General features: G+C 66.1%; 27 protein-coding genes. 13 read left to right on the forward strand and 14 right to left on the reverse strand.

Translation table 11 applies throughout. The annotated features are described in order from the left end of the window. Positions 1–8: 8 nt before the first annotated feature. Positions 9–239 carry a hypothetical protein gene (locus tag M2320_RS15445; protein WP_264598025.1) on the reverse strand — a complete coding sequence of 77 codons (231 nt, stop codon included), beginning with the start codon at positions 237–239 and terminating at the stop codon, positions 9–11. Positions 240–305: 66 nt separating this feature from the next. Continuing rightward, the gene (locus tag M2320_RS15450; protein WP_264598026.1) at positions 306–998 is read right to left on the reverse strand and encodes an MgtC/SapB family protein; all 693 of its coding nucleotides are present in this window, start codon (positions 996–998) and stop codon (positions 306–308) included. Positions 999–1,181: 183 nt separating this feature from the next. On the opposite strand from M2320_RS15450, the gene M2320_RS15455 reads away from it, so the two are divergent. From M2320_RS15455 to M2320_RS15485, 7 genes are all read left to right on the forward strand, one after another. Then, the gene (locus M2320_RS15455; RefSeq protein ID WP_184427079.1) at positions 1,182–1,721 is read left to right on the forward strand and encodes a DUF4142 domain-containing protein; all 540 of its coding nucleotides are present in this window, start codon (positions 1,182–1,184) and stop codon (positions 1,719–1,721) included. A 14-nt stretch (positions 1,722–1,735) separates the two neighbouring features. After that, complete coding sequence (locus M2320_RS15460) at positions 1,736–2,143, forward strand: low affinity iron permease family protein (protein WP_184427080.1); 408 nt, start codon at positions 1,736–1,738, stop codon at positions 2,141–2,143. A gap of 77 nt (positions 2,144–2,220) precedes the next feature. Continuing rightward, positions 2,221–2,712 (forward strand): ferritin-like domain-containing protein, encoded by a 492-nt coding sequence (locus tag M2320_RS15465; RefSeq protein ID WP_264598027.1) that lies wholly within the window; start codon positions 2,221–2,223, stop codon positions 2,710–2,712. Between the two features lie 183 nt (positions 2,713–2,895). Then, positions 2,896–3,978, forward strand: coding sequence for a glycosyltransferase family 4 protein (locus M2320_RS15470; RefSeq protein ID WP_264598028.1), 1,083 nt, complete (start codon positions 2,896–2,898; stop codon positions 3,976–3,978). After that, positions 3,965–6,160: an amylo-alpha-1,6-glucosidase gene (locus M2320_RS15475; protein ID WP_264598029.1), complete on the forward strand. Its 2,196-nt coding sequence runs from the start codon at positions 3,965–3,967 to the stop codon at positions 6,158–6,160. Before M2320_RS15470 ends, M2320_RS15475 begins: the two co-directional genes overlap by 14 nt. 110 nt (positions 6,161–6,270) lie before the next feature. Next, entirely contained in the window at positions 6,271–7,287 is a 1,017-nt protein-coding gene (locus tag M2320_RS15480) for a polysaccharide pyruvyl transferase family protein (protein WP_264598030.1), read from the forward strand. An 11-nt stretch (positions 7,288–7,298) separates the two neighbouring features. Further along, positions 7,299–8,588, forward strand: a complete 1,290-nt coding sequence (locus tag M2320_RS15485) for a Coenzyme F420 hydrogenase/dehydrogenase, beta subunit C-terminal domain (protein WP_264598031.1) — start codon at positions 7,299–7,301, stop codon at positions 8,586–8,588. Here M2320_RS15485 and M2320_RS15490 read toward each other — a convergent pair. Further along, positions 8,572–9,645: a DNA topoisomerase IB gene (locus M2320_RS15490; protein ID WP_264598032.1), complete on the reverse strand. Its 1,074-nt coding sequence runs from the start codon at positions 9,643–9,645 to the stop codon at positions 8,572–8,574. The genes M2320_RS15485 and M2320_RS15490 overlap by 17 nt on opposite strands. A 173-nt stretch (positions 9,646–9,818) precedes the next feature. Between M2320_RS15490 and M2320_RS15495 the strand changes: the two genes are divergently transcribed. Genes M2320_RS15495 through M2320_RS15510 form a run of 4 tightly spaced genes read left to right on the forward strand, consistent with a single transcriptional unit; the run spans position 9,819 to position 13,178 of the window. Then, on the forward strand, positions 9,819–10,919 hold the full coding sequence (locus M2320_RS15495; RefSeq protein WP_264598033.1) for an inositol-3-phosphate synthase: 1,101 nt from the start codon (positions 9,819–9,821) through the stop codon (positions 10,917–10,919). After that, positions 10,916–11,500, forward strand: a complete 585-nt coding sequence (locus tag M2320_RS15500) for a histidine phosphatase family protein (RefSeq protein WP_264598034.1) — start codon at positions 10,916–10,918, stop codon at positions 11,498–11,500. Before M2320_RS15495 ends, M2320_RS15500 begins: the two co-directional genes overlap by 4 nt. Next, the gene (locus M2320_RS15505) at positions 11,500–12,252 is read left to right on the forward strand and encodes a TIGR04290 family methyltransferase (RefSeq protein WP_264598035.1); all 753 of its coding nucleotides are present in this window, start codon (positions 11,500–11,502) and stop codon (positions 12,250–12,252) included. Before M2320_RS15500 ends, M2320_RS15505 begins: the two co-directional genes overlap by 1 nt. Next, on the forward strand, positions 12,252–13,178 hold the full coding sequence (locus M2320_RS15510; protein WP_264598036.1) for a glycosyl hydrolase: 927 nt from the start codon (positions 12,252–12,254) through the stop codon (positions 13,176–13,178). The genes M2320_RS15505 and M2320_RS15510 overlap by 1 nt, the downstream gene beginning before the upstream one ends. Here M2320_RS15510 and M2320_RS15515 read toward each other — a convergent pair. The 11 genes from M2320_RS15515 to M2320_RS15565 all read right to left on the reverse strand — a co-directional run bounded on the left by M2320_RS15515 (position 13,144) and on the right by M2320_RS15565 (position 24,375). Continuing rightward, positions 13,144–14,166 carry a UDP-glucuronic acid decarboxylase family protein gene (locus M2320_RS15515; RefSeq protein ID WP_264598037.1) on the reverse strand — a complete coding sequence of 341 codons (1,023 nt, stop codon included), beginning with the start codon at positions 14,164–14,166 and terminating at the stop codon, positions 13,144–13,146. The genes M2320_RS15510 and M2320_RS15515 overlap by 35 nt on opposite strands. 13 nt (positions 14,167–14,179) lie before the next feature. Further along, positions 14,180–15,262, reverse strand: a complete 1,083-nt coding sequence (locus M2320_RS15520) for a CgeB family protein (protein ID WP_264598038.1) — start codon at positions 15,260–15,262, stop codon at positions 14,180–14,182. Further along, the gene (locus tag M2320_RS15525; RefSeq protein ID WP_264598039.1) at positions 15,259–16,353 is read right to left on the reverse strand and encodes a CgeB family protein; all 1,095 of its coding nucleotides are present in this window, start codon (positions 16,351–16,353) and stop codon (positions 15,259–15,261) included. The genes M2320_RS15520 and M2320_RS15525 overlap by 4 nt, the downstream gene beginning before the upstream one ends. Next, positions 16,350–17,450, reverse strand: a complete 1,101-nt coding sequence (locus M2320_RS15530) for a CgeB family protein (RefSeq protein WP_264598040.1) — start codon at positions 17,448–17,450, stop codon at positions 16,350–16,352. The genes M2320_RS15525 and M2320_RS15530 overlap by 4 nt, the downstream gene beginning before the upstream one ends. Next, on the reverse strand, positions 17,447–18,550 hold the full coding sequence (locus tag M2320_RS15535) for a glycosyltransferase family 4 protein (protein ID WP_264598041.1): 1,104 nt from the start codon (positions 18,548–18,550) through the stop codon (positions 17,447–17,449). The genes M2320_RS15530 and M2320_RS15535 overlap by 4 nt, the downstream gene beginning before the upstream one ends. Next, positions 18,532–19,824 (reverse strand): TIGR04295 family B12-binding domain-containing radical SAM protein, encoded by a 1,293-nt coding sequence (locus M2320_RS15540; protein ID WP_264598042.1) that lies wholly within the window; start codon positions 19,822–19,824, stop codon positions 18,532–18,534. Before M2320_RS15540 ends, M2320_RS15535 begins: the two co-directional genes overlap by 19 nt. Before the next feature lies 1 nt (position 19,825). Beyond that, on the reverse strand, positions 19,826–20,887 hold the full coding sequence (locus tag M2320_RS15545; RefSeq protein WP_264598043.1) for an NAD-dependent epimerase/dehydratase family protein: 1,062 nt from the start codon (positions 20,885–20,887) through the stop codon (positions 19,826–19,828). Then, positions 20,884–21,969 carry an NAD-dependent epimerase/dehydratase family protein gene (locus tag M2320_RS15550; RefSeq protein ID WP_264598044.1) on the reverse strand — a complete coding sequence of 362 codons (1,086 nt, stop codon included), beginning with the start codon at positions 21,967–21,969 and terminating at the stop codon, positions 20,884–20,886. Before M2320_RS15550 ends, M2320_RS15545 begins: the two co-directional genes overlap by 4 nt. Before the next feature lie 10 nt (positions 21,970–21,979). Further along, positions 21,980–22,246, reverse strand: coding sequence for a hypothetical protein (locus M2320_RS15555; protein WP_264598045.1), 267 nt, complete (start codon positions 22,244–22,246; stop codon positions 21,980–21,982). Positions 22,247–22,330: 84 nt separating this feature from the next. Further along, positions 22,331–23,947, reverse strand: coding sequence for a hypothetical protein (locus M2320_RS15560; protein ID WP_264598046.1), 1,617 nt, complete (start codon positions 23,945–23,947; stop codon positions 22,331–22,333). Further along, positions 23,944–24,375 (reverse strand): CBS domain-containing protein, encoded by a 432-nt coding sequence (locus tag M2320_RS15565; RefSeq protein ID WP_184427101.1) that lies wholly within the window; start codon positions 24,373–24,375, stop codon positions 23,944–23,946. Before M2320_RS15565 ends, M2320_RS15560 begins: the two co-directional genes overlap by 4 nt. A gap of 96 nt (positions 24,376–24,471) precedes the next feature. Between M2320_RS15565 and M2320_RS15570 the strand changes: the two genes are divergently transcribed. Both M2320_RS15570 and M2320_RS15575 read left to right on the forward strand, forming a co-directional pair. Next, complete coding sequence (locus M2320_RS15570; protein WP_184427102.1) at positions 24,472–24,915, forward strand: four-helix bundle copper-binding protein; 444 nt, start codon at positions 24,472–24,474, stop codon at positions 24,913–24,915. Positions 24,916–25,010: 95 nt separating this feature from the next. After that, positions 25,011–25,634, forward strand: coding sequence for a TetR/AcrR family transcriptional regulator (locus tag M2320_RS15575; protein WP_264598047.1), 624 nt, complete (start codon positions 25,011–25,013; stop codon positions 25,632–25,634). The last annotated feature ends 113 nt before the right edge of the window (positions 25,635–25,747 follow it).

Consider the following 25,747-nt stretch of genomic DNA (forward strand, 5'->3'; position numbering starts at 1 on the left):
TCGAGGGTTCAGTTCGGGTTTGGCCGGTTCTGGTCCTGGCCGGCCAGGACGTTTGGCGCGGGATCGACGGTGATGTGCACGGCGTGAGCCTGGCGCATCGCCCGCGTCGCCGCGACGACGGCGGCTTCGAAGGCCGCCTCCTTGGTCATGTAGGCGACGTGCTGCGCCTGATCTTCCTGCTCGGAGTCAAGGCGCCATTCGTCGCCGGCGGGCGCAATGCGGAAAAAGGCTTCGCCCATATGCGGCTCCTTCGATGCAGACGACGACGAACGCCCGATCGCGACGCCAGTTCCATGCGAGAAACATCATTCCGGCTCGGCCGGGATGTCGAGCGAATGCACCACGGCGATGGCGTCGAGTTCGCGCATGAGATCGAGGGGGAAGCGGCGCGCGCCGGTCCAGATGATTTCGCAGACGAGCGTGGTCGTCTCCGCCTCGCGGCGGCGCCCGAGCGGCCGGATTCGATAATTGAGCGCGGCCGCGCGCTGCTCGATCTCCTCGAAGCCCTTGCCATCCGACAGGGGCGTGAGACGCGCGACGGCGCGGTGCTCGCGCGGCAGTCTCTCCTCGACGCGCTTCAGTCCCCAGACGGTGGCGAGTCCCAGCCCGGCCGCCGCGCCGCCGAGTTGGAGCTCGCCCGCGCCGAAGCAAAGTCCGAGCACTGTGGCGAGCCAAAGGGTGGCGGCGGTGGTGACGCCGATGACGAGGTCGCCGCGCTTGAGAATGACGCCGCCGCCGATGAAGCCCATGCCGGTGAGGATTCCAAGCGGCAGCCGCATGGGGTCGAGCATGACGAAGGAATCCGGCGCCTTTCCCGACAGCGGCGTCAACAGGCTCATCAGGATCGTCGCGGTCGCGGCCGCGAGCCCCACCAGGATCAACGTTCTCAGGCCCGCCGTCCGCCCGCGCGAACTGCGGTCGAGGCCCAGCGCGCCGCAAGCCAGCAGCGTCAAAGCCAATCGCAAGGCAATGTCCGATCCCGAGGGTTCAAGCGTCATTTGGGCGGGCTTCAAGCTTGAGCAAAGAAACGCGCGTTGTGAGGAGCGGGTTGCCAAGCAAAAAAGTGACCAGCAGAGCGAAATGGCGGTGGTTGAGGCGCTGACGGCGCTCAGATTACGTCGATGAGCGAGGGAACAAAGCTGATTGTGTCCCGTTGCATTCCGGTGTCAGGGGAGAACACCATGCGAAGAATTGCTATGCTCACCGCCTTTGCTCTGGTCAGCACCGTGGCGCTTGCCGAAACCACCGGCGAAAAGCTCGGCATCAACTCCGCCCTGGGCCTTGCGCCGACGACGCAGGATTTTGTCACCCAGGCCGCCAATTCCGGGCAGTTTGAAATCCAATCGAGCCAGCTCGCGCAGGAACGCGGCGACCAGATGTCGAAGACCTTCGCGTCGAAAATGATCGAGGATCATCAAAAGCTGGACACCGAGCTGAAGGATCTCGTGCAATCCAAACAGATCAAAGTCACCATTCCCACCGGCGTGAGCGCGGCGCAGCAGTCCATGCTGGACAAGCTGAAGACGCTGCAAGGCGCGGATTTCGATCGTCGTTATCGTGACGACCAATATAGCGGCCACAAGGATACGGTGGACGTGTTCGAGCGTTACGCCAAGAGCGGCGACAACGCCGACCTGAAGAAATGGGCGGAGCAGAACGTTCCCACGCTGCAGAAGCACTTGAAGATGGCCGAGGACCTCGGCGCACACGCGCAGAAATAGGAGCGGCTGTTTCCATGAGCGTCAGCCCTTCGGTCGGCGAGGCCTCGAGTCACGCCGACCGGTTTCGCCGATTCGCCACCAGAATGTCGCTGCTGAGCGGCCACCCCAACGCATTCGCGTTGGCGGTGCTCTATGTCGTCGTCTGGGCGGTCACGGGACCGGTGTTCGGCTTCAGTGACACCTGGCAGCTGGTGATCAACACCAGCAGCAGCATCGTTACGCTGCTGATGGTGTTCCTGATCCAGACCTCGCAGAACCGCGATACCGCGGCCATTCACCTCAAGCTCGATGAACTCGTGCGCGCCACCGCTCACGCCACCGATCGGGTGGTGGCGGCCGAGGAATTGACGGAGGCCGAACTGGGCGAACTCAAGCAGGAGGTGCGCGCCGCCAAGGCGGAGCAGGAAGAGCGTCCAACCTAGACGCGAAATGTCAGACCGCTGGGAACCCCGCCGCCGGCGCAAGGTTTTTGGCCGGGACCACAATGAAGGACAAACCCATGCCTCAGGAAAAACAGCTTCAGGATCTCTTCACCGAGACGCTCAAGGACATCTACTACGCCGAAAAGCAGATTCTGCGCGCCTTGCCGAAGATGGCGAAAGCCGCGCATTCCAATGAATTGCGCGAGGCGTTCCAGCACCATCGGGAGCAGACGGAAGATCAGATCGAACGTCTCGAAAAAGTCTTTGAAATGGTCGGCAAGGCCTCGCGCGGCAAGGAATGCCACGCCATCGTCGGCATGCTCGAAGAGGCCAAGGAAGTGATGGAGGATTTCAGCGGCGCCGAGACGCTGGATGCGGGACTCCTCGCCTCCGCGCAGGCCGTCGAACATTATGAGATCTCGCGCTATGGCACCTTGAAGACCTGGGCGCAGCAGCTCGGCATGAAGGATGCGGTGCCGCTGCTCGAGGAGACGCTCAAGGAGGAGAAGGAAACCGACGCCTTGCTCACCCGGCTCGCCGATTCCAGCATCAACAAGAAGGCTGCGTGACGCCCGCGCGAGCGCTCGCGGGATTTGAATCGCACGGCGATTTGGCGCCGTCGCCGGCCCGTACGGTCGGCGGCGGCGCTCTCACAAAATCTTGCCTCAGGCGAAACCTGAGGCGCTGTACGACGTTGTCTAAAAAAGGATTTTCCGAAATCACACATCGTTGCACGCGGCCAGGAGTTGACCATGCGGATCGCCCAGATTGCGCCTCTGATGGAGAGCGTGCCCCCGAAACGTTACGGCGGAACGGAGCGCATCGTCTCCTATCTCACGGAGGAGCTGGTTCGGGCCGGCCATGAGGTCACGCTGTTCGCCAGCGCGGATTCATTCACGCAAGCCGACTTGCGGCCGATGTGCGAAATGGGCCTGCGCCTCGCGCCCGCGCCGAAGGATCCGCTCGCCAGCCATCTGATCATGCTGGAGGAGGTGCGGCGCGGCGTTCGCGCTTTCGACATCGTCCATGTCCACCTCGATCTCTTGCATTACGCCATGCTGCGCGATCATACCGCGCGCTGCCTGACGACCATGCACGGCCGCCTCGACCTGCCGCTGCTGGTGCGCATGCACGAAATGTTCGAGGAATTCCCGCTGGTGTCGATTTCGCAGCATCAGCGCAAGCCGATCCCCGACGCCAATTGGGTGGGCACGGTCCACCACGGCCTGCCCGTCAGCCTGCTGCCCTTCTCGGCGTCGGACAACGGCTATCTCGCCTTTTTGGGACGCATCTCGCCGGAGAAGCGGCCCGACCGGGCGATCGAAATCGCAGTGCGCGCCGGCGCGCCGCTGAAGATCGCGGCCAAGATCGACAGCGCCGACATGGAGTATTGGGAGCAGAAGATCGCGCCCATGGTGAAGGCCGCGCCGAACGTCGAATATGTCGGCGAGATCGACGAACGCGAAAAGGCGCTATTTCTCGGCGGCGCGCGGGCGCTGCTGTTTCCCATCGATTGGCCGGAGCCGTTCGGTCTGGTGATGATCGAGGCGCTGGCGTGCGGGACGCCGGTCATCGCCTACCGCCATGGCTCCGTGCCCGAGGTGATCGAGGATGGCGTCACCGGCTTTCTGGTCGGCAGCATCGACGAGGCGGTCAAGCGCGTGGAGGACGTGCGGACGCTCGACCGCGCCGTGATCCGCCGCACTTTCGAACGGCGTTTTTCCGCCGAGCGCATGGCCAGCGACTATGTCGAGATCTACCAGCGCATGCGGATTTTCGCCAAGGCCAGGACTCCGATCCCGGCGATCAACGGTCACTACAATGCCTCTCTCTGAAGCGGTGAAGGACGTCGTAGACCCGACGGCGCTGGACTATGTGATCGCGGCTGAGACGTCGCATATCGAGATCACCCCGCGCAGCCTCAAGAGCGAAGACACGTTCGCGGTGTTCGACGCGCATGGCGATGCTGCGCCGGAGCTTGGCGGCAATCTCGGCCTGTTCCACCGCGACACCCGCCATCTCTCGAAATTGTTCCTCAGCTTTTGCAACGTGCGGCCGCTGCTGCTGAGTTCGACGGTGCGCGAGGACAACGCCACTTTCACCTGCGACATGACCAATCCGCATCTCGCCGCGCGAGACGGATCGGCGGATTTGCAGCACAGTCTCATTCACCTGCGCCGCCAGCGTTTTCTGTTCGGCGCGGCGTGCCACGATTGCCTGACGCTGCACAATTTTGACGTGGCGCCCCGCGACATTGAGATCGCCTTCGATTTTTCCGCGGATTTCGCCGATCTGTTCGAAGTGCGCGGCGCGCGGCGCGCGCGAAAGGGCGAGTTCCACGCTCCCAGGGTGGCGCAGGACAGCGTCGCGCTCGCCTATACCGGCCTCGACGGGCGGACACGGCGCACCGTGCTGCAATTCGAGCCGAGGCCCTCGGAACTGAGCGGCGAACGGGCGCTGTACCGCATCGCGCTGGGCCCCGGCGAAACCCTCGGCCTCTATATCGAGATCAGCTGCGAGGCGCGCGACGGCGGCCGGTCCGCCCGGCAGGCTTTTCGCTCGGCGCTGCACAGCGCGCGCGCGCGGCTTCGCGAGCGCAACGCGCGCGCCGCCGTCGCCACCTCCTCCAACCAATATTTTAACGACGGCCTCCACCGCGCCGCCAGCGATCTCGCCATTCTCGTCACCGACACGCCGGAGGGCGCCTATCCTTACGCGGGCGTGCCCTGGTTCAGCACGGTGTTCGGCCGGGACGCGCTGATCACCGCCTTCCAGACCCTGTGGATGGACCCCACCATCGCGCGCGGCGTGCTGCTGCATCTCGCCGCCAACCAGGCCAAGGATTTCGACGCCGTAGCCGACGCCGAGCCGGGCAAGATCCTTCATGAGGTCCGCTACGGCGAAATGGCCGAATTGGGCGAAGTTCCGTTCCGGCGCTATTACGGATCCGTGGATTCCACGCCGCTGTTCGTCATGCTCGCGGCGAGTTATTTCGAGCGCACCGGCGATGTCGAAACCGTGCGCGCGCTTTGGTCTTCGCTCAAGGCGGCGCTGGATTGGATCGCCGTTCACGGCGATCGCGATGGCGACGGTTTTGTCGAATACCACCGCCAGACCGACGAAGGCCTTGCCAATCAGGGCTGGAAGGACAGCCACGACAGCATTTCCCACGAAGACGGGTCTTTGGCGAAAGGCCCGATCGCGCTGGTCGAAGTGCAGGCCTATGTTTACGCCGCCTGGCTCGGCGCCGCGCGTCTGGCCCGCGCCCTCGGGCTCGACCGCGAGGCCGCGGCGCATGAGGCGCGCGCGGGCGTGTTGCGCGACCGTTTCGACGCCGCTTTTTTCGACGCAGGCTTGGGGACCTATGTGCTCGCGCTCGATGGCGAGAAGCGGCCTTGTCGCGTGCGCAGCTCCAACGCCGGCCACGCCCTGTTCACCGGCGTCGCCCGACCCGAGCGGGCGGGCCGGGTGGTCGAGGCGCTGATGTCGACCGCCTCGTTTTCCGGCTGGGGCGTGCGCACGCTTTCGGCGGAATCCGCCCGCTACAATCCGATGAGCTATCACAATGGCTCGGTCTGGCCGCACGACAATTCGCTGATCGCCATGGGTTTTGCGCGATACGGTTTCAAGGCCGAGGCGCTGCGGATCTTCGAGGGCCTGTTTCGCGCCTCCATCTCTTTCGACCTGCGGCGCCTCCCCGAATTGTTCTGCGGTTTTCCACGAGCCCGCAACCTGGGGCCGGTTTCTTATCCGGTTGCTTGCGCGCCACAAGCCTGGGCGTCCGCCGCGCCTTTCGCCTTGATGCAGGCGGCCCTGGGTCTTGGCTTCGATGTAGGCCGCGGTCGCGTCACCTTCGACCGTCCGTCCCTTCCGGACTTTTTGGATGAACTGGTCATCCGCCACATCAGCCTGCGCGACGGCGTGCTTGATTTGAAAATTTTGCGCGCCGGCGCTTCCGCGGCTTTTTCGGTGCTGTCGCGCGTGGGCGATGTCGGCTTGATCGTCGAGAAGCCATGACGCTGTTCGAGGAAAAGCCGGAGACGCTCGACGCGCTCAACGCGAGGGGGGCGGCGCTGGGCGCTTTCGCGCCCCAGGCGATCCGGCAGCTCGCCGGGCTGGCGTGAGCCATGGCGCCGGTGGGCCTCCTCACCTTTCATCGATGCGTGAACTACGGGTCCTATTGGCAGGCGCGTTGCCTGCTCGAATGGGTTGGCCGGCGAAGGCGCGCGGTCTTGCTCGACCACGCCTCCTTCGCCGCGCGCCGCGCCGAACTGCGCTGCGCGCTCGCGCCCCAGCAGACGCACGAGGACGTGCGAGCCCATATGCGAAAAATCCGCGGCTTTCGCACGGCTGTGGAACGCCTGCCTTTGTCTGCGCGCTTTCCGCTGGACGCGCCGGAAAAGGCCGAACAGTGCGATCTCATCCTGATCGGCAGCGACGAGATTTTCAATCTGCGCCACCCCTGGTACGGCGGCGTCCCCGCCTTTTTCGGCGAAGGTTTTCGACCGCCGCGCGTCGCCTATGCTGCAAGCTTTGGCAATGGCGGGGCGCTTGATCCGCCCTGGCGCGCCAGGCTCGCGAATTTTTCCGCGCTGTCCGCGCGCGATCTCACCAGCCGGAAGCTGCTCGTTCAAGCCGGTCTTCCCGAACCGGACATCGTGCTTGATCCTTGCCTCCTCAACCCGCCGCAGGCGGATGTCGCGGCGAGTCCCTTCGTCGTGGTCTACGGCCACGGCTTTCCCGACTGGTTCGCTGCAGCCGCCAGCGCCTGGGCGCGGAGGCGCGGGTTCAGGCTCGTGAGCATCGGCTATCGCAACGCCTGGACGGACGAGCAGCGGATCGACGCCGACCCCGAGCTGTTTCGCGCGCTCATGGCGTCTTGCGCGGCGGTCGCGACCGACTTCTTTCACGGCTGCGTTTTCGCCCTGGCCTATCAAAAGCCATTCGCCTGCGTCGCAACGTCATATCGGGAGACCAAGCTGCGCGATCTCTGCGCGCTGCTCGGGCTTGAGGCGCGGCTGGCTGCGGCGCCCGGGGCGGTCGCGGAAGCGCTGTCGGCGCCGCTGGGCGTCCAAGTTCAAGATCGTCTTGCGGGTTTGCGTGCGACGTCTGAAGCTTTTCTCACCCGCGCGATTCCGCCGTGACGCCGCAGGACATGAGACGTTCCGAACTGTGTGTCGGCTGCGGCGCCTGCGGCCCGACGGCGCTGGACGCCTATGGGCGGTGCGCGCCGCTTGGCGCGACGGACGTTTCCGCCATCTGCCCGTTCTCACCGCAAACGCCCAACGAGGACGAGATTTCGCGTCGGCGTTTTCCAACTGCGACAAACAACAGGGCGGCGGTTGGACGTTTCGACAAATGCTGCGTCGGCCATGTCGTCGAGCCGGAGTTTCGCGCTCACGGAAGTTCGGGCGGCATGGCGAGCTGGGTCGCCGTCGAACTTCTGCGCACAGGTCTCGTGGATGGCGTCGCCCATGTCACGCCGCAACCGCCGCTGTTTGCATATCAAATCTCCCGCAACGTTGAGGATGTCAGGGCCGGCGCCAAATCGCGCTATCATCCCGTGACGCTCTGGCCCATTCTTGAGGAAATCCGGGCCCGGCCGGGGCGATACGCGGTCGTCGGCGTTCCCTGTTTCATCAAGGCGGTCCATCTGCTGCGCCGCCGCGACCCGCTGTTGCATGCGCGGATCGTCTTCACGCTCGGCCTGTTCTGCGGCCACATGAAAAGCGCGCATTTCGGCGAGAGTCTGGCCTGGCAGATCGGCGTGCGGCCGGGCGAGTTGGCGGGCATCGATTACCGCGTGAAAGACCCGCGCCGCCCCGCCAATTGGTATCGCGTCCGCGCCACCGACGCGGCGGGCGCGACGCATGAGAAAGATTGGATGCATCTGGCCGGCGGCGACTGGGGCGCCGGCTTTTTCCAGCACCCCGCCTGCGATGTCTGCGACGATGTCGTGGCCGAGACCGCGGACATGAGTTTTGGCGACGCCTGGGTCGAGCCCTATGCTTCGGATGGACGCGGGACCAATGTCGTCGTGATCCGCTCGCCCGTCCTTCTCGACCTCGTGGGACAGGCGAGGGCGCAAGGGCGGCTGCGGCTCGACGACGTGGACGCCGATTTCGTTGCGCGCACGCAAGCCGCGGGACTGCGCCATCGCCGCGAGGGGCTCGCCTATCGCCTGGCGCTGCGCAGGCGCCACGGGATCGTCCCCCGGAAACGCGTGACGCCCTCGACCGATCTGGCGCTCAGGCGCAAGCTCATCTATCGGGCCCGGCGCCGCATCGCGCGCGACAGCGCGCGCGTCTATCTGTTGGCGCGCAGCCTCGATGCGCTCTGGCTCTACCTTTTCTGGGCGCAAGCCGCCTATACGATCTACGAGGCGCTCGCTTACGGACGAGGCCGGCTTGGCGCGCTGCTCGATCGGCTCACGCCTCGTCCCTGATCAGTTCGGCGAGCAGCGCCGCGCGTCGCTCCGGAGAGCGGCAGCGCTTGATCGCATCGGAGAAACGCGATAGCGCGCCGGCCTCGAAGGCGCCGACGATTGCCGGCAGCACGTAGCTCTTGCGGCAGATGGCGGGCGTGTTGTGCAGGGTCGCGGCGGCGTCGCGCACGGCCTCGAGAATCTGCGACTTGCGCCGCCGCGCGCCGGGCGCGGGCTCGACGCCCGCCAATTGCTCCAGCACGCGCGCGGAGGCGACCAGCGTGCGAAAATCCTTGAGCGAAACCGCGACGCCGGAAATCGCCTTCAGATAGAGATTGACATCTGCGGCGCTCACCGGCCGGGCTTCGCCATTCCTTCGATATTGAAACATGCGGCGCCCCGGCAGAGTCTTCAGCCCGGCGATCACGTCGCGAAATCGCGCGTCGTAAATTTCGCAGGCCACATCGCGCCCGCCCTTGGCGCGGAAGCTCAGCTGCAGCAGCCCGTCTTTCTCGCAGAAATTGGATTTTAGCAGGGTGGCGGCGCCGCGCGTGCCGCGCTCCTTGGCATAGCGCTCGCCGCCCGGCCTGATGGCGGTGAGCGCCACCAGCTCCACCACGGCGGCCAAAGCCATCGTGCGCTCGCCTGGCGCGCCGCGCAGGTCGCGGGCGATCCGCCGCCTTATGCGCGGCAGCGCTTGCGCGAAATGCGCCAACCGCTCCGCTTTGATCTGGTCGCGCACCTGCGTCCAGTCGGGATGATAGCGGTATTGCACGCGGCCGTCGGCGTCGCGGCCCACCGCCTGCAAATGCGCGCGCGGCTCGTCGGCGAAGCGCACGTCTCGATAGGCGGGAGGAACGGCGAGCGCGGCAAGGCGCGTGATCACGGTTTTTTCGACGATGGCGGCGCCGGAGGGATCGAAATAGCGATAGCCGCGCCCGCAGCGCTTGCGCGTGATCGCCAGCTTTTCGCGACGGATGATGACGAGCCCGGCGGCGCGCGCGAGCTTTTTTTGCGCGCGCTGCACGTCGACGCGATCCGGTTTGGCGCGATCCGGTTTCTTGCCGTTGCTGGGCATGGGGAGGCCAATCGCTTGTTTGTGCTCTTGTTTGTCTTTGTGCTCTTGTTGGTCTTGGCAACGCCGCGATGAAGCGCTGAGTTCCGCCGGATTTGTGACCGCTCGGGAACAAGGCGGGGAGGCGCGGGTTGAAGCTGGGTTCGTGCTGACAATCTTTTGCGCCGGAGCGTTTCATGGGAGGAAAAATTCGCCTGGGCGTGGTCGGCGTGGGCAATTGCGCGTCCTCCCTGATTCAGGGGCTGACCTATTATCGTGACGCCGCGCCGGGCGCGGCGATTCCCGGGCTGATGTCGCCAGATCTCGGCGGCTATCGCGTCGGCGACATCGAGGTCGCCGCGGCTTTTGACGTCAGCGCCGCCAAGGTTGGCCGCGACGTCGCCGAGGCGATCCATGCCGCCCCGAACAACACGCAGATTTTCGCGACTGTCGCGCCGCTTGGCGTGACGGTGTCGCGGGGGCCGACGCTTGACGGCATCGGCCGCTATCTCGCCGATGTGGTCGAGGAATCGCCCGCGCGCCCCTGCGATGTCGCGCGCGTCTTGCGCGAGAGCCGGTGCGACGTGCTGCTCTGTTACTTGCCGGTGGGGGCGCAGCGCGCGACGGAATTTTACATGGCTCAGGCTTTGCGCGCGGGCTGCGGCGTGGTCAATTGCCTGCCGGTTTTCATCGCCTCGCGTCCCGAATGGCGCGCGAAATTCGAGGCGCGCGGCCTGCCGATCATCGGCGATGATGTGAAGAGCCAGGTGGGCGCGACCATCGTCCATCGCGTCCTGGCGAGTCTGTTCGCCGAGCGCGGCGTGCGCCTGGAGCGCACCTACCAGCTCAATGTCGGCGGCAACGCGGATTTTCGCAACATGCTCGAGCGCGAACGCCTGGTCTCGAAAAAAATCTCCAAGACGCAGGCGGTCGCCAGCCAATGCGCCGAGCCGCTGCCCGCGGACAACCTGCATGTCGGTCCAAGCGACTATGTGCCCTGGCTGGCGGATCGAAAATTCGCCTTCATTCGCTTGGAGGGTTCGGGTTTCGGCGGCGCGCCGATCAGCGCCGAACTGAAGCTGGAGGTTTGGGATTCCCCCAATTCGGCCGGCGTGGTCATCGATGCCCTGCGCTGCGCCAAGCTGGCCATGGATCGCGGCGAGGCGGGCGCGCTGATCGGCCCGTCCAGCTATTTCATGAAATCGCCGCCGCAACAGTTTTCCGACGCCGAGGCGCGGGAGCTTGTCGCCCGATTTGTCGCCGGCGCCGAACGCCCGCCTGCGAGGAAAAAGGCGTGAGGACCATTTTGTTGGTGCGCCACGCCGCTCATGACAATGTTGGCGGCTTTCTCGCGGGGCGAATGCCGGGCGTGCGTCTGGGCGCCGCCGGACGCGCCCAGGCCGAGCGACTGGCGAAGCGCCTCGCCTCGGAAAAGCTTGACGCCGTCCAAACCAGTCCGCGCGAACGGACCCGCGAAACGGCCGAGGCCATCGCCCGCGCCAGCGGCCTGGGCGAAGCTTGCATCGCCGATGGGCTCGACGAAATCGATTTCGGCGCCTGGACCGGCAAGACTTTTGACGCGCTCGACGCCGACCCCGCGTGGCGCAAGTGGAACGAGCAGCGGGCGATGGCGCGCACGCCGGCCGGCGACAGCATGGAACAGGTTCAGGCCCGCGCCCTCGCGCATATCAAAACCTTGACGGCGGAGCGCGTGGCGCTGGTGAGCCATGCCGACGTCATAAAAACCGTGGTCTGCGGCGTTCTTGGTTTGCCGCTCGACGCCGGGCCACGCTTTGACATTGCGCTCGCCTCGATCACCCGCCTCGCTGCGGGGCCGGGGGAGATGAAACTCGCCGGCCTCAACGAAGTGATCTGGTGATGGCGCTCTCGACCGACGAAATTCGCACGCAAGTGACCGCGCTCGGCCCCTGGTTCCACAATCTCGATCTCAACGGGGTGATGACCGCGCCCGACCATTTTCTCGGCGATTATCCGCGCGCGAAATGGAATCGGTTTTGCCACGCGCTCCCGCAAGACCTCTGCGGACGGAGCGTGCTGGACATCGGCTGCAACGCCGGTTTTTACAGTCTCGAGATGAAGAGGCGCGGCGCCGCCCGCGTGGTGGGAATCGATTTCGACAAGGCCTATTTGCGCCAGGCGCGATTTGCCGCCGCCATCTGCGGCCTCGATGTCGAATTCCGCAACATGTCGGTCTATGATGTCGCGAGCCTGGGCGAGCGTTTCGATATCGTCCTGTTCATGGGCGTGCTCTACCACTTGCGCCATCCGCTGCTCGCGCTCGATCTCATTCGCGAGCATGTCGTCGGCGGCTCCATGCTGTTCCAGTGCATGTTGCGCGGCTCCATGCAGGTCGAGCCGATCCCTGCGGATGCGGATTTCTTCGACAGGCGCCCGTTCGATCGGGCGGATTATCCAAAACTGCATTTCATCGAGCATCGCTACGCCCATGATCCCACCAATTGGTGGACGCCCAATCGGGCCTGCGTCGAGGCCATGCTGCGCTCCTCCGGCTTCGAGATCACAAGCCATCCCGAAGATGACGTCTACCTGTGCCGTTGCGCGGGCGCGCCCGCTGGCGAGGGCGCGGTCTATCCTGCGCGAGGAAGATGATGATCGAAGCCGCGATGATCTGGAACGAGCCCAACAACAAATCGCATTGGGACCCGGAGATCGATCCCGACTGGGCCTTGTTCGCACGAATGGCCGGTCTCGCGGGCCAAGCGATCCATGCCGAAAATCCTTCGCTGACGCGCGTGCTCGGCGGCATCTCTCCCATCGACCCCGCGTTCATGGCCAATATGAAGGGACGCGGCGTGCTGGGCCATGTCGACGCCGTCGCCGTCCATGGCTTTCCGCTCGACTGGAATCTTTGGGCCATCGACGATTGGCCTGAGAAGATCGCGGAGATCAAGGCCGTGACCGATCTGCCGATCTGGGTGACCGAAGTCGGAGTCTCCAGCTTCGGCGCCGAGGAGGTGCAGGCCTGGGGGCTGGAGCGCACCGCTCAGCTGCTGGCGGGTCGCGCGCCTCGCCTGCATTGGTATTCGCTGTTCGATCTCCCGCAGAGCTGGGGCGCCACCACCCGCCACAAGGAGGCGGAAGGGTCTTCGTACTACCGCCATTTCCACATGGGCCTGATCCGCGCCGATGGAACGCCGAAGAAGGCGCTGGAGGTTTTCGCCCGCCATGCGCAAACTTTTGGGCTGATGCAATGGTTTCGCTTCGACGATCCGCGCCTTGACGAGGCCGTCGCCTGGATGAAGCGATTGGGCGTGCGCCATTTGCGGACGGGCCTGTCCTGGGCCGATTCCTTCCGGCCTGGCGCGGAAAAATTCTTCGACCGGATGATGGGCGCGCTGGAGCCTTTTGACGTCACCGTCACCTTTTGTTTTACGCCGGAGCATTGCGGGATGGCCGCGCATCATACCAGCGCGCCGCTCGTCCCCGAGGAATATGCCGAATTTTGCGCGCGCATGGTGCGGCGCTACGCCAGCGACAGGATCACGCCGGCGGCTTCACCGATCCCCGCCGTTTGAGCGGGATCATCGCCGCCTCGCGGGCGACGCCGGAAAAATGCGCGATGGTGCGCTTCAGGCCTGTATCGAGCGACACGCGCGGCCGCCAGCCTAGCACTTTTTCGGCCACGGAAATATCGGGGCGGCGCCGGCGCGGGTCGTCGATCGGCAGAGGCCGAAAAGTGACGCCGGAGCGCGCGCCGGTGAGGCGCAGCACGCGCGCGGCGAGATTCTGCACCGTGATCTCCTCGGGATTGCCGAGATTGATGGCGCCGCGATAGGGGTCCTCGTGCAGCATCAGCCGCATCAGTCCATCCACCATATCGTCGACATAGCAGAACGAGCGGGTCTGCTCGCCGCCGCCATAAAGGGTGATGTCGTCGCCTGACAGCGCCTGGGTGATGGCGTTCGACACCACGCGGCCATCGTCGGCGCGCATGCGCGGCCCGTAGGTGTTGAAGATGCGCGCCACCCGAACATCCCCGCGTTGCGCGCGCAAGAAGTCGAAAGTCAGGGTTTCCGCCGCGCGCTTGCCCTCGTCGTAGCAGGCGCGCGGCCCCGTCGGATTGACGTGGCCCCAATAGCTTTCGCGTTGCGGATGGGTTTCTGGATCGCCATAGACCTCGCTGGTCGAGGCCTGGAGGAAACGCGCGCCATGCGCCTGGGCAAGCCCGAGCAGCCGCCATGTGCCCAGCACATTGGTCAGCAGCGTGTGTTCGGGATTGGCCTGATAATGCGGAGGCGATGCGGCGCAGGCGAGATTGAAAATGTAGGAAATCCGGCGCCCGGAGCGGGTGAGCCGCGGCGGCAGCGGTTCGGTGACGTCGGCGTCCAGAATGTCGAAGCGCGGCTCACGTTCCAAATGGCGCAAGTTGTCGTATCGGCCAGTGAGAAAATTATCGAGACACAGCACCCGCCATCCGCGCGCCAGCAAGGCGTCGGTGAGGTTCGAGCCGATGAACCCCGCGCCGCCCGCGACCAGCGCGACAGTCTCTTGCTGTTGGCCCATTGCGACCCCTTCCTCAGGCCGGCGCGGCGGCGCGCGCGGCTTGCGCGATATAGCCCGCCAATTGGTCGGCGCGATGCGCCGCGGTATGCGCGCCAAGCACTTTTTCGCGCGCGCGTTTCGCTATTTTTTTTCTCTCGGGTTCAGATATTTCGCGCAATGCGCGCAACACGTCGGCGACGTCCCGCGCGACTGTGATCTCGGTCCCGAAGGCGAAAAGGCTTTCCAGTCCGTCCCAGGCGTCGGAAATGATCGGCGCGCCGCAGGCCGCCGCCTCGAACAGCCGCACGCTCGGGCTATAGCCGGCGCGGACCATGTCGCGCCGCGTCGCGTTGAGCGTGAAGCGGCAGCTGTTGTAGAAGGCGGAATGATCCCTCGGCGCGACATGATCGATCCGCAGGACGTTTGCCGGCCAGTCGATGGTTTCCGGATATTGCGGACCCGCGACGATGAAGCGCAGGTCGGGCGCGCGTCGCGCCGGTTCGATCAACAGCCGCTCGATCACGGATTGGCGGTCTTCGGCGTAAGTGCCGATATAGCCGAGGTCGAATTGCGGTTGTGTTTGCAGGGGCCGGTAAAGCTCCGGGTCCACGGCGCAGTAGAGTGTGCGCGCCGCCTTTGCGCCAAAGGCGCGTTCGAAGTGCGAGAGGATCGGGCCGCCGGTGAAGGACAGGTAGAGGTCGAAGCCCGGGATGAGCTTTGGCGAGAGATAGGCGCATTCGTCACGATCGAGCGCTGCAAGGGTGACGGGCGTGTCGATGTCGTAAAACGCGGTGACGCCGCGGGCGTGAGTTTGGACGAAAGCGCAGACGGCGGCGCCATCAGGCGTATAGGAGCCGACCATCACGGCGCCGGCCTTGGCGATCTCGTTTCGATAGTTTTCGAGCCCGTCGAGATCGCGATAAAACGCGAGACTGCAATAATCGGGCGCGAGCAGGTCGCGGTTTTCTGCATACCAGGGCTGGTCGCGCTCCAGGAACAGGATGCGAAAGCCCTTGGCCGCATAGGCTTTGAGCAGACCGCGATAGGTGGTGGCGTGGCCATTTCCCCAGGAGGAGGACAGGCTGAGGCCGAGAACGACGAGGTCGTAGGCGCTCATGACGCCGCCTTCTCGCGTTTCATTTCGGCCGCGCGCCGCAGCAGAACATCGACCTGCGCGGCGCGCTGCGCGTAAGTATGCTCGCGGCGAATGCGCGCGCCCGCCGCCTCGCCCATTGCTCTCGCCTGCGCCGGCGTGAGTTCGGCGAGGATCGCCTCGACATCGGCGCCGTCGCGCGCGACCAGGATGTCCCGACCCGGCGCCAGGAACATGTCTATGCCCTCCCAGGCGTCGGTGATGAGGCAGGCGTCGGCGCCGGCGGCCTCGAACACGCGGGTCGCCGGCGAAAAACCGTTGGCCGCCATGCTGTCGCGGGCGATGTTGAGCACGGCGCCCGCGCTGGAGTTCAGCGCATTGTGGTCGCGCGTGAACACATGTCCTGTCCGGCGCACATTGGGTGGGGTCGCATGGTCGCCCCAGCCATTGCCGCCGAGCAGAAAGGTTTTTTCCCGCATGCGCCGGGCGGGCGCCAAGAAGAACGTCTCAACGCGGTGCTCGCGGTCGGGCAGGCGGTTTCCCAGAAAGGCGAGATCGCAGGCGAAGCGCGGCTCCGCCGGGACAGGAAAATGCGTGTCGGGATCGAGCGCGTTATAGACGGGCGCGCAGAACCGCGCGCCAAGTTTTTCGTAGGCGCGCACCACGGGGTCGCCGCCGCCATAGGTCAGCACCATGTCGAACGAGGGCAGGGCGCTGCGCAGCGGATGGTCCGGGGTCGCGCGCATGTCCGCCAGTGTCGCCGGGGCGTCCACATCCCAGTAAATCCGCAACGCCTGCGGCCGCGCCGCCGCCAGCACTCCGCGCAAAAGTTCGTCGTCGAACACGCCGACGCCGCTCGCCTTGATCACCACGTCGGCGTCGCCGGCGCGCGTGAGCACATGCCGCAGGCCCTCGGGCGTCGCCGGCCAGACCACGACCTGCGCCCAGTCGGGCGGCTCCATGTCGCGATGGTCTTGGCGCTGGTAGGCGTCCGGCTCGTAAAAGGTGACGGAATGGCCGAGGTCGAAAAGGTTTTTCAGCAGGCCGCGATAATAGGTGGCGGCGCCATTCCAATAGGAGGACAGCAGGCTCGATCCGTAAAAGGCGATGTTCACGCGGCGGCCTCCCTGTTCGAGAGGTTTTTCGCGATCGCCAGCAGCTCCGCCGCGCGATGGGCGCAGCTGTGCCGCGCGCGAATGGTTTCCAGCCCTCTGGCCGCCAGTTCGGCGCGAAGACCGGCGTCATCGCGCAAGCGCGCGAGATGCGCGGCGCATTCGTCCGTGTCCCGCGCGACGAGAAAATCGCCCGGGCGGAAAAGGCCCTCGCTGTCCGACCAGGGCGCGCTGACGAGCGGGATGCCGCAGGCCAGCGCCTCGAACACGCGGATGGTTGGGATGCCCGGCAGCACGCTTGTGTAATAGCGGCGCGGCACATGGATGGTGGCCAAATGTCTTGCAAAAATTTCGGGCGCGCTGGCGTTGGCGAGCCAGCCGCGCCAGATCGCGCCGTATTTGCGCAAGGTCGCGAGCGCCGCGTCGGGATAGCGCACGCCGTAAATGTCCAGCGGCAGTCCCGCGCGCGCCGCGGGCTTGAGCAAAAAATCCTCGATTTCGGCGCTGCGCTCGCCGTCGCCCCAATTGCCGATCCATACCAGTCCGGACCGGGCGACGTCGTGGTCCGGCGGACGAAACAGCCTTGTATCCGCCGCCTCATGCCAGATGAAGGCGCGCTCCTTCCAGCCGTTTTTTTCGTAGATTTCGGCGAGCGCCGCGCCAAAAGCCAGCACGCCGTCATAGCCGGACAGATCGAAGGCGCGGATCGCCTGGGGATCGCTGACGGCGCGGTGATGGGTGTCGTGGAACAGCAGTGTGAAGGGAGCGCCGCGCATCCGCATGCGCCCGAGCGCGGAGACGAGTTGCGGTTCGTTCCATTCGTGGACGAGCACGAGATCGGCGTCGTCCACCGCCGCGCGAACCTGCGCCGGCGACGACCAGCGCGTGGGACGCAAGTCCGGATAGGCCGCGCGAAAGGGGGCGAGCCCCGCCTCGCCATGCTCGGCGAGCAGGTGCCCGAGGCTCCAGGACGACTCCGGCTCCATCGGTCGGACGTCATGTCCGGCCAACGCCAGTTCACGCAAGACGCCGCGCAAGAAATGGGCGTTGCCGTGGTTCCAGCACGACAGCAGCGAATGGGTGAAATAGACGATCTTCACGCCACCGCTCCCGTGTTGCGCGCCAAAGCGGCGCGATAGATCGCCATTGTCGCCTCGGCCATCGCCGCCGCGCTGTAGGTTTGGGCGCGGCGCATCGCCGCCTTGCGCAGCTCCTCGCGCAGGTCGCCGTCGACCACGATCCTGTTGACGTTCGCCGCGAAGGCGCTCGCGAGCCGCGGCGGCGCGAACAGCGCCGCGCCCTGCCAGAGTTCGCGAAAGGTCTCGATGTCGCTGAGGACCAGCGGGCAGCCGGCTTGCGCGGCCTCGAGCACGGAGAGGCCGAAAGGTTCGTAGAGCGCGGCCGAGAGGAAAACCGGACGTTCCGAGAGAATCTGGCGCAAGACCGGGGCCTCCAGCGCGCCGGTGAGCCGCGCCCGCCTGGCGGAAAAGCGCTCGCCTTGCGGGCTGGCGCAGGGGCCGGCCAGCAGCAGGGGCAGGCGCATTTCGCCTGCGGCTTCGTCGAGCGTTGCGGCGTTCTTGCCCCGATCCCACAGCCGCCCGGCGGAAAAGGCGAAAGCGGGCGCGGCGGGCGGCGGGAAGGCGGGCGGCGTTGGGGCGGCGCGGCCATTGTGCACGACGAAGGGGGCGATGCGGTAGAGATCGCAGACGCGGGCCGCATAAGCGCGGCTGGGGCAGATGACGGCGTCGGCGCGGCGCAGGGCGTCGCGCAGCATCTGCGTGCGCCAGACGAAATCTTGCGGGAGCGCGCCGCCCTCGACGCTCGCCCACCAGCTCGCGAGGCACGAGTGCAGGGCGCAGACCACCGGCGCGTCAAAGCTGGCCAGGGCGCAAGTGGGGGTGTTCAGATGGACGAGGTCGGCGCCGCTGTTGCGGGCGAGCGCCGCGACCTGTTCCGCGGTCGACAGAATTTCCTGCGGCGATGAGGCGAGCCAGTCGAGCGGCAGCCCGGTTTCGATGATGTCCAGCCCGTCCACTGCGCGCGCGGCGGCGAGTTGTGCCTCGCTCAGGCCCGGGCCAAGCACGGCGAGCGTGGCGCGCACGCCGAGGCGTGTTTGCCTGCGCAAGAGGTCGAGGGCATAGGTGAACACGCCGCCGACGGCGTCTGCGGTCATGAACAGTTTTAGCGGCAGTGCGCGCATGACGCCTCCAGCACCGGCAGGGGGAGGGGGGAATCGTCCTGGATGTCGCTGAAGCGCGCGTGCTCGCGCAGATACCAGGCGTGCGAGCGCTCCCAGGCTTCGCCGTCCGGCGCGCCCCAGAGACGGCGGTAGTCGGGGGAGGACGGATAGGGGTAGAGCGGTACGGGATCGTTGGCCCAGACGCCGGCGGCGCTGAGTTTTTCGCGCCAGTCGTGAACGAGAGAGAGGTCGTCGCCCGGGGATTGAATGAGATTGGCTTGCACGAAGGGGATTCGCTTGCGCGCATGGATCAGCCGCGCGGCCAGTTCGTCGGTGGACACGCGGCAATTCTTGTCCAGCGCCGCGCGCCCCTGCGGCGTCAGGCTTTCGACGCCGGCTTCGATGGAGACGCAGCGCGCCTGCCCGAGCAGGTCAAGCATGTCGCGTTTCCACAAATCGATCCGCGTCTGGATGCCGAACGGGATTTGTCGCGACGCCATGGCTTCGAGCAGGGCTTTTTGCGGAAGAAAGATTTCGTCGATGAAATAGAGATAGGTCACGCCCTGGGCGATCAGGCGGTCGATTTCGTGCAGCAGCGGCGAGAGGTCGCGACGGCGGTAGGACTCGCGAAAGTCGATCTTGGCGCAGAAGCTGCAATGATAGGGACAGCCGCGCGACGCCTCCACTTCCGCGCCGGGGCCGTCGGGCTGGGCGTCGAAGCGGTGGTGATGGTGCGGATGCGCGGCGATCCATTCGTCCGGCCATGACAGCGCCGGCTGGTCGGTGAAGCGCGCTGCGCGCGGGTCGCCATTGACCTTGATGACTCCGTTGTCGCGAAAGGCGAGGCCGGGAATGTCCGCGACAGGTTTTTGCGCGATCTCGACGATGGCTTCCTCGCATTCGCCGCGCACGACAATATCCGCGCCGAGTTTTGTCAGCGTGGTCTCCGGCGTCGCCGAGCCATGGGGACCGACAATGATCTTGCGGCCGCCCTCCTCGCCAAGGGCCAGCAGGAAGGCGCGGGGCGAGCGCAATTCGGGCGGGGCGCAGCGCCAGAACAGATAGCTGGGCGCGGTGGCGACCACGGTGAGATCGGCGCCAAAATCTTTGACCTCGCGCGCCAAAACGTCATTGTCCTGTCCCATCAGGCCGCCGTCGCAGAGCAGCGTGTCATGGCCCGCGCGGTCCAAGAAATCCTTGGCGTAGCCGAGTTCGAGCGGCAGATGCGGCGCGCGGCAGCCGAAATAGATGGAGCGGTCGAACCGCCAGCAGGGATTGACCAGCGCCACGCGCATCTTAAGCCTCCGCACGGGCTTGAGGCGCCTCGGCCGCGATCCAGTCCGCGAGCCGCGCGAGGCCGTCGCGCCAGGGCAGGGGATCGGCGAGCGCCAGCGCGTCGCGCGCCCGGCGCGCATCCGACACGTACCAGCGTTGATCGCCGGCGCGCCAGGGCTCGAAGACCAGGCGCGCCGGGCGTTGGAACAGGTTTTCCGCGCAGGCGATCACGTCCCGCAGCGAGACGGCGTTGGCGGGGCCGCCGCCGAGGTTGAAGACGCAGCCCGCAATGTCGTCGATGCGTGTCAACGCGGCGGCATAGGCGCTCACGGCGTCATCGACATAAAGCGCGTCGCGGACCTGGCGGCCATCGCCATGAATGGTGATCGCCTCGCCGGAAAACACGCGGCGCAGGACATGCGCGATCCAGCCCTGGTCCTCCGTGCCCATCTGGCGCGGTCCGTAGATGCAGCTCATGCGCAGCACGGACGTGCGCAGGCCGAAGCAGCGCGCGTAATCGAGCACATATTGGTCCGCAGCGCCTTTCGAGCAGCCGTAGGGCGTATGAAAATCGAGTTTTTGGGTTTCGTTCACCCCGTTCGCCGCCAGCGATGCGTCGACCGGCCTGTAGGCCTCATCGCTCAGGCGCAGCGGCACCTCGGCGAGATCGCCATAGACCTTGTTGGTGCTGGCGAAAATCAGCGGCGTGCGCGGCGAGCGCCGCCGCAGGATTTCGAGGAGCCCGATGGCGCCGCAGACATTGACGGCGAAATCCTCGACCGGATTTTCCAGGCTGGTCGTCACCGCCACCTGCGCGGCGAAATGAAACACCGCCGTGGCGCCGCAAACGGCTTCGGCGCAGGCGTTGAGGTCGCGAATGTCGGCGCGCCGGAACGCGATGCGGCCGTGATGGCGGCGCTTGAGCCAGGCCACATTACGCTCGACGCCGGGCCGCGCGAGCGTGTCGAACACCAGGACATGCTCGCCGTCGCTGGCGAGCCTATCGGCGAGATTGGCGCCGATGAAGCCGGCGCCGCCGGTGACGACAATGGGCGCTTGCGCGCTGGAAACGGGCGCGCTCATGCCACCAGCCCCCGCGCTTCCAGCTCGCGCCGCGCCTCTTCGGCGCCGTCCACCGCGCTTTGCGCGCGCAGCCAGTCCACCAGCTCGGCGAGGCCGTCGGAAAATTCGACGCGCGGCGTGAAGCCGAGTTCGGCCTTGGCCTTGGAAATGTCGGCAAAGCAATGGCGGATGTCGCCGGCGCGGCATTTTTCCGTGAGCTCGGGGGCGATTTCGGGGCGCGCCATCGCCTGCGCCAGCGTGCGCGCCACATCCAGAATCGTGCGCCGCTCGCCGCTGCCGATATTATAGACCTGGCCCGCGGCTTGCGGCGCATCGAGTGCGGCGAGGAAGGCTGCGGCGACATCGGAGACATGGACGAAATCGCGCTGTTGCAGCCCATCCTCGAACACCAGCGGCGGCCGTCCGTTGAGCAGCCGCGACGCAAAGATGGCGAGCACGCCGGTATAGGGATTTGAAAGCGCCTGTCCCGGCCCGTAGACGTTGAACAGCCGCAGCGCCACGGCCTCCATGCCATAGGCGGCGCAGACGCTGAGGGTCAGCCGTTCCTGCACGAATTTCGTCAAGGCATAGACCGAGGCGAGGTTGGGGCGCTTGCTCTCCGGCGTGGGCGCGGGCGTGAGATCAGGCAGGTCCCAATGGCCCGGTCTCGCGCCCTCCCGCGAAACCTCCTCGACTGGGCGTCCCTCTGCGTCGCGATAAAGACCTTCGCCATAGATGCTCATCGACGAGGCGACGACCACGCGCGCGACCGGTGTGCTGGTCAGCGCCTGCAGCAAGACGGCGGTGCCAAGATCATTGGCGCCGACATAGCGGTCGATGGCGTACATGCTTTGACCCACGCCGACTTCCGCAGCGAGGTGGATCACCTTGTCGACCCCGGCCAGCGCCTCACGCAGGCGGGCGGCGTCGCGGATGTCGCCGACGACCAATTCGGCGCCGTTGGGCGGCGCATCGGCTGCGCCTGAATGGACCTGCGCGATCAGCGCATCGTAGAGCCGCACCTTGTCGCCCCTGGCGAGAAGCGCGCGCGCGACATGGCGGCCGATGAAGCCGGCCCCGCCGGTGATGAGAATGTTCGACATGGGCGCCGACTCAGTGGCTGTGCCGGCGGATGAGTTTTGTGAAGCGGCTGTCCTGGTTGTCCTGGTAGAGAAAAGCCAGCTTGCTGCGCTCGAAGGTCTCGAAAAACTGTTCCCAGCTGATCGGCTCCAGCCGGTCTTCCTGCGGACCGAAATCGACGCGGAGCAGGCCGGCGTCGCGCGCGCTGCCGGTGCCCTTCACCCGCGCGGGACGACCGCCGCGCGCCTCCACCCACTGGCGGATCGTCGCGTGGTCGGTGGTGGTCTTGCCTTCGGACATGGGCAACTCCATTGAACCCTAGTGACATGTCAATATGAGCTGACAACGGAGAGTCGCGCGCGACGGTTCCAGCTTCACATTTGATTATAAAGAGGGTTCTTGAGCTGAAGTATTGAGCTGCAGCTGTTCCGCGAGCTGCGCGCGATAGCCTTCGTAGAGGGCGGCGGCTGCGCGCTGGTCCATGGACATGCGCCAAAGCCCGGACCGGAAGGCGAGATAGCAGGGACGCAGGAAGGCGAGCAGGTCGCGGTCGATGCAGCAGCCCCGCTGCGCGAGCCGATGGAGCAGGGCTTCCTCGTCGAGCGCGAATTCGCAGAGGGCGCCGGCGACGTCCCAGGCCAGGTCCTGGCCGCCAATCAGCGTGTGGTCGGCGCAATGGTCGCTGGCGTCGGCCTTCAAGATGCGCCCGTTCGTGTTCAGCCATTCCCAGGCGTGAAGGCGGTTGTCGGTGGCGACGCGGCGCACCCTGCCTTCGAGTCTTTTTGCCCGCGCCGCCCAGTCGCGCTTCGGGAGGTCGACGCCCAGGGCGAGCTTGGTGTTTCGGCAGAGCATCTCGGCCAGCGTGACCAGCGCGGCGCCGCCATGTGGACCCGCGGGCAAGCCGCCGCGAAAGGCGAGATAATCTGCAAGGCGATCGGGGAAGTCTGGTTGTGGCGCGCGGTCGAGCGGCATGGCGTCGGCGATCCATTCCTCGATGAGATAGCCGCCGCGAAAGCCGAGCGGGCGAGGGGAGAAGCCGCTTTGCCCCAGCATTTTTGCGCGCGGAAAAATTTCGCGCCCGTAGGGGCCGAGCCCGGCGAAGCGCAACACGAAGGTCCCGCGCGCGCCCTCGAGAAGAAATTTGCGCCGCTCCCACATTGGCGCGGAGGGGGCTTGGTCGAGGCCTTTTCGCGCGCGCCGCCACGCGCCGCCGGTGAGGTCGCGCGGCGGCGCGCGCAAGGGGCCGGTGATGTCGGTCCATTGCGCCCAGGGTTTGTCGTCGTCCTCCGCGACATGGCGGACGAGCGTGTCCCAGATTTGGCGCATGGGCGGGTCGGCTTCCGGTCCCGGTCCGTGGCCGTGCGACGGAAACAGATTTATGCGGGAGAGCGGGACACCCACATCCGCCAGCGCCCGGACCACCGACAGGAACGAACTTCCGGAAAGGCCAGGCCCTTCGTCCGCCACCGCGATCACGCCCGTGGTCGCCTTCAGCCGCGCGGCCACGTCCGGCGAAAAACGGCATGCGCGCCGAAACGGCGGGCCCTCCGGCCGCACGCTGGTCACGAAGGGCGCATGCGTCGCTGCAGCGATCAAGGCCGCGAGGGCCACGCCAATGCTGCGAATGCCGATCACCGCCTCCACGCCCCTGGCTTGTTGGGCGGCCTGGGCGTAACGGGCGGGCTGGAGCCCGTAGAAGGCGAAACCTTCCTGGCGCCGGCAGGTAATGCGGTCCGGCAAGGGCGAAGCCGCCAGGGTTTCGAGCGCCTCCAGCGCGGGAGCGGCGTCGCCCTCCGGTCCGTCAAGCAAAAGCTGGGCGAAGGCGCGCGGGACCTGCATGGTTTCAAAGCCTGAGTCGGCCAAACCCTGCGCCAGTTCGCAGGCGAGAATGAAGGCGCAGGTGATTTCGTCCGCTTCGCGCGAAGAAAAATCCATGCCGCGAATGCGCGCGATCTCGGCGTGCGGCGAGGTTTTGCGCTCGCCGTCGCCGAACACCATCATGTCTGATTGTGCGCGCCGCCGGGGCGGCAAATGCCGATCAGCGCGCCGCCCGCCGCCGCCTCCGGCGCAACCACCGCCACGTCGCCGATCGAGACAATGCCAACCAGCCTTTTGCCGCGATCCATCACCGGCAGGCGCCTGAGCTGAACCTCGCCCATGGCGCGCGCCACCGTTTCGATATCCTGGTCCTCAAAGCAAAAGGTCACGTCGCGCGACATCACCTCGCGGATGGGAGTCTCCGGCCCCTTTCGCGCGGCGACGGCGCGCACGGCGATGTCGCGGTCGGTGATGATGCCCACAAGGCGCCCGTTGTCGCGGACGGGCAGCACCCCGGCGTCATGCGCCGCCATCAGTTCGGCCGCCCGCGCGATCGTGTCGTCGGCCTGCGCCACCTGGACGTCTCGGGTCATGGTCTCGCACACACGCATCCGCCTCTCCCTGAAAACAAGGCGCGTTCGGAACGCCGCTCGACGCGGCCGAGTTCCTGGGGATGCGCGCGCGCGCCGGAGCCAGAGAGGTCGCTCATGCACATCCAATCCATGCTGTCATCCCATCCCGCACACGCCCACGGGCTCGCCGAACCGCTGGAGCTTTGCATCGAAGCCTGCATCGACTGCGCGGAAAGCTGCCGCATCTGCGCCGACGCCTGTCTGGGCGAGCCGATGGTCGCCGAACTCGTGCGCTGCATCAGGCTCAATCTCGATTGCGCCGATCTCTGCGACGTCATGGCGCGCGTCGGCGGCCGGCGCGCCGGCGATGGCGATGACCGCGTGCTTCGGCAGGTGATCCAGGTCTGTTGCGACGCATGCCGGGCCTGCGGCGCCGCGTGTCAGGGCCATGCCGAGAAGCACGATCACTGCCGCATCTGCGCCGAAACCTGCCACGCCTGCGAACAGGCGTGCCGCGATGCGCTGCGCGCGCTGTCGCCGTCCGCGGCCGGCGGCGCGTCCATCGGCGCCGGGATCTAGCTGTTTGGGTCTGGGTCTGAACGCAGAAAAACGACAGTCGCAGCGCTCTTGACTATTTGGTCAACAGGACTAAATTGCCTGTCAGGAGCAATGTGATGGGCGGCCAAATTCCCGAAACCAAGAGACGGCTGATCGCCGCCGCGCTGGAGTTGATCTGGCGCAGCAGCTATGGGTCCGTCAGCGTCGACGACATCTGCAAGGCCGCGGATGTGCGCAAGGGCAGCTTTTATCACTTCTTCCCGTCCAAGGCCGATCTCGCCGTCGCCGCCATGGACCATGCCGACAAGGAGTTGCGCGCCACCTACGACCGCATCTTCTCGCCGGCCTCTCCGCCCTTGCAGCGGCTCGAAGAGCTCGCCGCCTTCATCTACGACAGCCAGAAGCAGGCGGCGGAGAAATATGGCCACGCCTGTGGCTGCCCCTGTGCGTCCCTCGGGTCGGAAATGGGGGCGCAGGAGCCGGAAATCCGCGCCAAATTCGATGAACAGCGGCGACACAAGACCCGCTACTACCAGAATGTCATCCGCGATCTCGTCGCGGAGGGCCTGCTGCCCGCCGCGTCCGACGTCAAGGCCAAGGCGGACGAGATGTTCACCTATCTCATGGGCCGCGTGATGCTGGCGCGGATCGAGAACGATCTCGAACCGCTCCGGCGCGACCTGAAGGACGGCATTTTTCGCACGCTCGGCCTTTCGGTCGAGACGATTCCCGCCGCCTGATCCCCCCGGACAGGCCGCCGCCGAACAGCAAAAGTCGCTTTCACGCGGCTTTTTTCGGACTTAAGACTAGACTGACCGGTCAACTCATTCAATGGAGCCGCACATGACCCTTA

The organism is Rhodoblastus acidophilus (genome assembly GCF_025961575.1).
In the GTDB taxonomy this organism is placed as follows: domain Bacteria; phylum Pseudomonadota; class Alphaproteobacteria; order Rhizobiales; family Beijerinckiaceae; genus Rhodoblastus; species Rhodoblastus acidophilus_C.